This window comes from Gluconobacter oxydans (assembly GCF_006539685.1).
GTDB lineage: Bacteria > Pseudomonadota > Alphaproteobacteria > Acetobacterales > Acetobacteraceae > Gluconobacter > Gluconobacter oxydans.
This window is the reverse complement of record NZ_BJNM01000057.1, coordinates 1-5508: the sequence shown is the minus strand read 5'-3', so window position 1 is coordinate 5508 and position 5508 is coordinate 1. Positions and strand designations below refer to the sequence as shown.

At 55.8% G+C, this 5508-nt stretch carries 8 protein-coding genes; 6 read left to right on the top strand and 2 right to left on the bottom strand.

Annotated features, from left to right (window positions below; translation table 11 throughout):
* The first annotated feature begins 132 nt into the window (after positions 1–132).
* A complete protein-coding gene (locus GOX01_RS12090) occupies positions 133–1392 on the top strand; it encodes a cation:proton antiporter (protein WP_062268797.1) in 1260 nt (419 codons plus the stop codon).
* 133 nt (positions 1393–1525) lie between these two features.
* A complete protein-coding gene (locus tag GOX01_RS12085) occupies positions 1526–1960 on the top strand; it encodes a hypothetical protein (protein WP_228119354.1) in 435 nt (144 codons plus the stop codon).
* Here GOX01_RS12085 and GOX01_RS12080 read toward each other — a convergent pair.
* Positions 1931–2272: a hypothetical protein gene (locus tag GOX01_RS12080; RefSeq protein WP_011252920.1), complete on the bottom strand. Its 342-nt coding sequence runs from the start codon at positions 2270–2272 to the stop codon at positions 1931–1933. The two genes, GOX01_RS12085 and GOX01_RS12080, sit on opposite strands and share 30 nt — an antisense overlap.
* A 14-nt stretch (positions 2273–2286) precedes the next feature.
* Between GOX01_RS12080 and GOX01_RS12075 the strand changes: the two genes are divergently transcribed.
* Together GOX01_RS12075 and GOX01_RS12070 are read left to right on the top strand one after the other, a co-directional pair.
* Positions 2287–2478: an AbrB/MazE/SpoVT family DNA-binding domain-containing protein gene (locus tag GOX01_RS12075; protein WP_080504746.1), complete on the top strand. Its 192-nt coding sequence runs from the start codon at positions 2287–2289 to the stop codon at positions 2476–2478.
* Positions 2479–2486: 8 nt separating this feature from the next.
* Complete coding sequence (locus GOX01_RS12070; protein WP_011252921.1) at positions 2487–2906, top strand: PIN domain-containing protein; 420 nt, start codon at positions 2487–2489, stop codon at positions 2904–2906.
* A 68-nt stretch (positions 2907–2974) separates the two neighbouring features.
* On the opposite strand, the gene GOX01_RS12065 is transcribed toward GOX01_RS12070, so the two are convergent.
* Entirely contained in the window at positions 2975–4195 is a 1221-nt protein-coding gene (locus GOX01_RS12065; protein ID WP_062268795.1) for an SMP-30/gluconolactonase/LRE family protein, read from the bottom strand.
* A gap of 355 nt (positions 4196–4550) precedes the next feature.
* Here GOX01_RS12065 and GOX01_RS12060 point away from each other — a divergent pair, with 355 nt between their 5' ends.
* Together GOX01_RS12060 and GOX01_RS12055 are read left to right on the top strand one after the other, a co-directional pair.
* Entirely contained in the window at positions 4551–4946 is a 396-nt protein-coding gene (locus GOX01_RS12060) for a plasmid mobilization protein (protein ID WP_081107010.1), read from the top strand.
* A 32-nt stretch (positions 4947–4978) separates the two neighbouring features.
* A partial coding sequence (locus GOX01_RS12055; protein ID WP_141259266.1) for a relaxase/mobilization nuclease domain-containing protein occupies positions 4979–5508 on the top strand: 530 nt, incomplete at its 3' end.

Here is a 5508-nt window from a genome sequence, read left to right as displayed (position 1 = left end):
GACGGGTCCACCTCTGTTTTCACAAGAAACTCCGGGGGGCTGTCGGCAGTTAAGCAGGCTGGATCTGTTCGCCTGCGGTTCGTCACGCTGTAAGGCGCTGCCGGAGCGGACATCGGGGAGGAAAACGCGGACATGAACTCTCTGGGGCTGTTTGCTCTGCTGCTGGCTGTGGCAACACTGCTCGGGATCATCAATTACCGGACCCTGAAACTGCCGCTGACCATCGGGATCCTGCTGATCTCGATGCTTATCTCCCTGATTGTCATGATCCTGAATCCGCTGTTTCCGGGCTATGACCTGCAACAGGTCCCGCAGTCCCTGCTGGGAACGATCAATCTGCCCCGGACGCTGCTTGATGGGGCGCTGTCCTTCCTGCTGTTTGCGGGAGCGATGCAGGTCGATCTGGGCCTGCTGCTGTCGCGCGGGAAATCGGTTGCGGCGCTGGCCATTCTGGGGACATCCCTGGCCGTAGGGCTGCTGGCGGCTCCGGCCTGGCTCATCTTTCCCGTGTTTGGACTGGCGGTTCCCTTCAGCTGGTGCGTGCTGCTCGGAGCGATGCTGGCGCCGACCGATCCGGTTTCAGTTGTGGGCATGTTGCGGCGGCTGGGGCTGCCCCCGGCTTTGCAGGCGACATTCGCGGGTGAAAGCCTGTTCAATGATGGCGTGGGTGTCGTCATTTTCGGGACCATGATCGGGCTGGCAACCGGGGAGACGAGTTCCGTCTCGATCGGGGATTTCGTACTGCGGTTTCTGGTCGAGGCTGTAGGCGGCGGTCTGCTGGGCGCCTTCACGGGCTGGCTGACCCTGCTGCTGCTGCGGGGCGTGGAGGACACGCAGATCGATCTTCTGGGCTCTCTGGCGCTGGCGACGGGGACGTACAGCCTGGCGAACGGGCTGCACATGTCCGGGCCGATTGCGGTCGTGGTGGCGGGTATGAGTCTTGCGGGCAAGGCGGGTCATCGGGCCATCACGCAGAAATCCCGCGAGGAAATGGTAGTGTTCTGGAACCTGATCGATGAGATCCTGAACGCGCTGCTGTTCCTGCTGATCGGGTTCGAGCTTCTGGAAATCCGGCTTCACATGGCGCCGCTCCTGACGATGCTGGTGGTCATCCCGCTTTCGGTTCTGGTGCGAGGGGCGAGTGTTTTCCTGTCCACCATGCCCGTGCATCTTCAACCTGGAGAACGGGGGCGCGCACTGGGCGTTCTGACCTGGGGCGGGTTGCGAGGAGGCATTTCCGTCGCGCTGGCTCTGGGGCTTCCGGCCGGAGAGCTGCGCGAGACGCTGCTTCCGGTCTGCTATGGGGTCGTGGTCTTCACGATCATCGTGCAGGGGCTGACGATGGGGCGGGTGGTGCGCTGGCTTTACCCCGAGACGGCTCCGCCATCCTGAAGCGCCATTTCCGCAAAAGGTGTTTGGCTGCCTCTGTGGGTTCTGCCGGGGTGCTGTGATAGATTCGGAAAACAGACGGTTCTGTTGGAGTATTTTGCAGATGGTAGGCTTGAGGCATTTTAGGGGTTTCACGATGGCGACGGCGCTGGGGGCAGGGCTTGTCGTGCCTCAGCTGGCATCTGCCACGCCGCTTGGGGGTCAAAAGGCGTGCTGGGATTCAAACGTGGGCGAGGACCCGCGTCCTGAAATCAGCTGCCAGAGTCTGTCGCCCGAGTTCCTGCGCAAGCTGGAACATGCGACCCCGGCCCAGGTGAGCAAACTGTTTGCCGTTCCTGGAAAAGACGGAAAGCCGACCTATTTTGAAGGCGTGGGCAAGATTCCGGGCTTTCACAACGGGTACGTCGATCTGGTCTACAGCAAGGGTCATGTGACGAATGTGAGCGCGGTGACGACCGAGTTCCAGAACAACGGCATGGCAGGCCCGGAAATGGATTTCCGGTGGGATGCCGTAAAGGGCGAATGCTCGGATTTCCCCGGCTCAACCCAGCGCTGCAATGCAGTTGAATAAGCGCGGGGTAATGATCTGTTTTGCTGTCATCCGGCCTTTAGCGTGAAAATGAAGGATTCTTGGCTTCAGGAGCACAAAAATCATTTCAATCAGTTCTGAAAGGTGGTGCGAGCTGCGGGACTCGAACCTAGTGTTGCGGGATGCGTCCCACAGCCAACCACTTGAAAAGATGTCGAAAAAGCCGACGCCAGTCTTTCCATGACCAAATCTGAGCCCATTCTCTGGCAAACATTCTGGTAAGGCAAGCCTCTCTTGAGAGTGGATTTTTCTTGCAGAGCGATGGATATCTAAAATAGGTATATGTTTATCCATCAGGGGAGGGTGTCATGCAGGTTTCAAAATGGGGAAATAGCCTTGCGGTTCGTATTCCCGCTCATATCGTCCGGCAGCTTGGCCTGCAGGAAGGCGATAATGTTGAGGCGGTCTTTTCTCGTCTCAAAAGCCATGAAGAGGCTTTGCAGTCTCTGAAAACGATAGGCCGTAAATTACCCAAGGACTTTCGCTTTGAACGTCCTTAGGACTGAGCATGTCCATTTTTCTCGATACCAATATCCTGCTCTATGCCTGCATGGAGCAGGACCTAGAGAAAACGCGCATTGCCGTTGACCTGCTAAGTCAGTCGGATTGTCATATCTCTGTTCAGTCCCTCAACGAGATGACGAATACGCTGCGCCGTAAGACGAAACTGTCTTTGGATGATATCGGGGAATTTGTTTCTGACATCAGAAGTCTGACCACGGTGCATGACCTGACAACAGGCGTTTATGCACGAGGTTGGGCGATTGTGCGCCGCTATGGCTTGCAGACCTATGACAGCATGATCTTGGCCTGTGCCATTGAAAACGGCCTCGAAACAGTTCTGTCAGAAGATATGCAGGATGGTCTGTCAGTGTTCGATATGACCGTTATCCGCAACCCGTTTGCGCCTGCACAGGCTGCCGGATAAGCCAGAAATTCTCTGGGCATTTACGGTGCAGCGTATTTTTGGGAGAGCGTAGAGGCCCTCATATTATCTCAAGAGGGTGCAAATCCCTGCACACCGACCTGGAGTGTGAAAAGAGATCCAGCCGCGCACATAAAGAGATGGTCACGTTTTGGACCACCAAAGGTCAGGTTGGAGCAGCCTTGAGGGAGTCTGATCCGTCCAATCAGCTTTCCTGCCGGATTGAAAATCATTACACCGCACAAGCCGAGAGGGCCGGAGGCTCCACACCAGAGATTTCCAAAAACGTCTATGCGGATGCCGTCCGGATTCATCTGTGCGCCATTGAGCCGCATATTGGTGAAAATACGCCTATTGCTCAGGACGCTGCCATTAACATCATAAACGTGAATGGCTTGGTCTCCTCCAACTGTCTGACCGGGACCCTTGGGTGTGGAAACGAGGTAGAGCTTTTTATAATCCGTTGAAAAACACAGGCCGTTCGGGTCACGAATATCTTTTTCCTGAAGGACAGATGTAAGAGTTCCGTCTGGAGCAATTCGAAACACATTGTCAGCCTGACGTTTTGTGCCACCAATTTCGCCAATGAGTTCGCGCCCGATATTCCAGCGAATTTTTCCGTCCGGATTTGTCGGTCCTCCCGGTGCGTCAGGATGGCCTTCGGTCAGGTTCGTGCCGTAGCCTGGATCGGTGAACCAGACACTTCCATCTGGATGGGGTACGACATCATTGGGAGAGTTCAGGCCCTGTCCATTATATCGGTCGGCAAGAACTTTGACGCTTCCATCATGTTCCCAACGGACCACCCGTCGGAAAAAATCCTCGCAGACAATGAGGCGTCCCGTGAAATCGAAACAGTTACCGTTTGCAGCATAACTGTCAGGACGAAAGTCTGAAATCTCGCCTGTTTCCCATGTATAGCGCAGGGCACGGGAACGGATGACGTCGTTTAAAACCAGAAAGCGCCCTTCGTTACTCCAGGCCGGGCCTTCCAGCCAGCCACCCTGGTCCCATACGCGACGGATGGGAGATGCAAAATAGGTAAGGTCTTTAAAGGATGGGTCGAGAGTGATGACATCCGGGTCCGGCACATAACTGGGGCCTGCCTGTGTTCCCCATGCCCGTGGGGGCTGACTGACGACGCTCGGAGGTGAGACGTTGCCTGGAATGCTGGCGCCTCGGACACTGCTGAATCCCAGAAGGGAAATTCCTGCGACGCCACTTAGAACGCTGCGTCGCGTGAGGTATTTTTCGGATTTGGTTGGTGCCTGAAGCGAAAGGTGGTCAGTCATGAAATTTTCCTCGGGTCATCCGTGTATTTTCATGAATTGCGGCGCAGAGAGAAATCAACATTGCGTAATTAAAAGAAAATATCCCCATGGGTATTCCAATATTTTTAGAGGCAGTGAGTTCCGAACGTCATTTTTTAATAAAAACCCGGAGAACGATGCATTGGCTCGAGTGAAATAAAATAATTGCCATTTTCTTCTCTCTCGTTCTGAAATTCTAATCTCCAATTGCTATCCTGTTCTGTGAGGACCTTCTACCTTCAGCCAGCAGTGTCGAACGGCTACCCAAGGGTAACCATTCGACAGCTGGCAAGGGGGAGTTCCTCCCCCGTTAACCCCCAGACCAGGACGCCTCGCCATGCCTGAGATCCCATCCTTATCCCGTACCCGATCTTCTCGTCTGTCTGTACGAGCCTGGCCTGACGAGCTGGAATGCTGGAGCAGAACCGCCCAAATCCTCGGTCATTCCACGACTGCTGACTGGGTCCGTACTCTGTTGCAGGACGCGGTCCTGTCGCATCGTCATGGCGGAGCCGTCGATATCGAGATGCGGAAGTTACGGGGGGAGTTGGGACTCATCGGCAACAACCTGAACCAGCTGGCTCATGCCGCCCATCTCGGTGACGCCGTTGCCTGTGGTGACACGTTGCAGGATATCGACCGCCTGAAAGACCGGACTGACATCCTTTTGCGCAGTTTGCGTTCCGGTCGGCCTCGTCGGCTTCGACCGGCGCCCCTTCCTGTCATGCACTGAACCGGTGATCAGGTCTTCGCAGGTGCGACGCCATGATTGTGAAGGAAAGCCGGATCAAGACCAGGAGCGGGCATCAGGCCGTTTCACGACATGTCCTGTCTGGCCCGAAGAATGAAGCCATTCGTATTCTGTCCGGGAGCGACTACCTGCTGAAAGACTGGATGAAGGAAGCACGGCGGGAAAACATCCGGTACGGCCTACGTCATATTGCCTTCAATCCATCCGAACACATGAGTGATGGGCAACTGACCCACTTCGCCAACCAGATCTGTCGGGAACTGGGCGCTGACCCCGAGCGTCTGACACTGGTCATTCATCAAAAGGATGGCGGCACACATGGCCACCTGCTTCTTCCTGAATGGCAAGAGGACCATGTCCTCAGCAGTAAATTCACATTGCAGCGCCTGGAAAAAATTGCTCGCCTGGAAGAACTGCGGCTGGGCCATGACTTCGTCTCCGGCCGCCACGATAAAGCGATCGCGAAGGCCTTGAGGGAAGCCGGAAATCCTGAGGCGGCGGACAGGATTGCTGCCCTAGGTGTTTGGTCCCGGGGTTTGATGGG

Coding starts and splice junctions, on each gene's coding strand:
- GOX01_RS12060 (WP_081107010.1), top strand. CDS start 4,551: ATGCCTGAGATCCCATCCTTATCCCGTACCCGATCTTCTCGTCTGTCT.
- GOX01_RS12065 (WP_062268795.1), bottom strand. CDS start 4,195: ATGACTGACCACCTTTCGCTTCAGGCACCAACCAAATCCGAAAAATAC.
- GOX01_RS12075 (WP_080504746.1), top strand. CDS start 2,287: ATGCAGGTTTCAAAATGGGGAAATAGCCTTGCGGTTCGTATTCCCGCT.
- GOX01_RS12070 (WP_011252921.1), top strand. CDS start 2,487: ATGTCCATTTTTCTCGATACCAATATCCTGCTCTATGCCTGCATGGAG.
- GOX01_RS12090 (WP_062268797.1), top strand. CDS start 133: ATGAACTCTCTGGGGCTGTTTGCTCTGCTGCTGGCTGTGGCAACACTG.
- GOX01_RS12085 (WP_228119354.1), top strand. CDS start 1,526: ATGGCGACGGCGCTGGGGGCAGGGCTTGTCGTGCCTCAGCTGGCATCT.
- GOX01_RS12080 (WP_011252920.1), bottom strand. CDS start 2,272: ATGGATAAACATATACCTATTTTAGATATCCATCGCTCTGCAAGAAAA.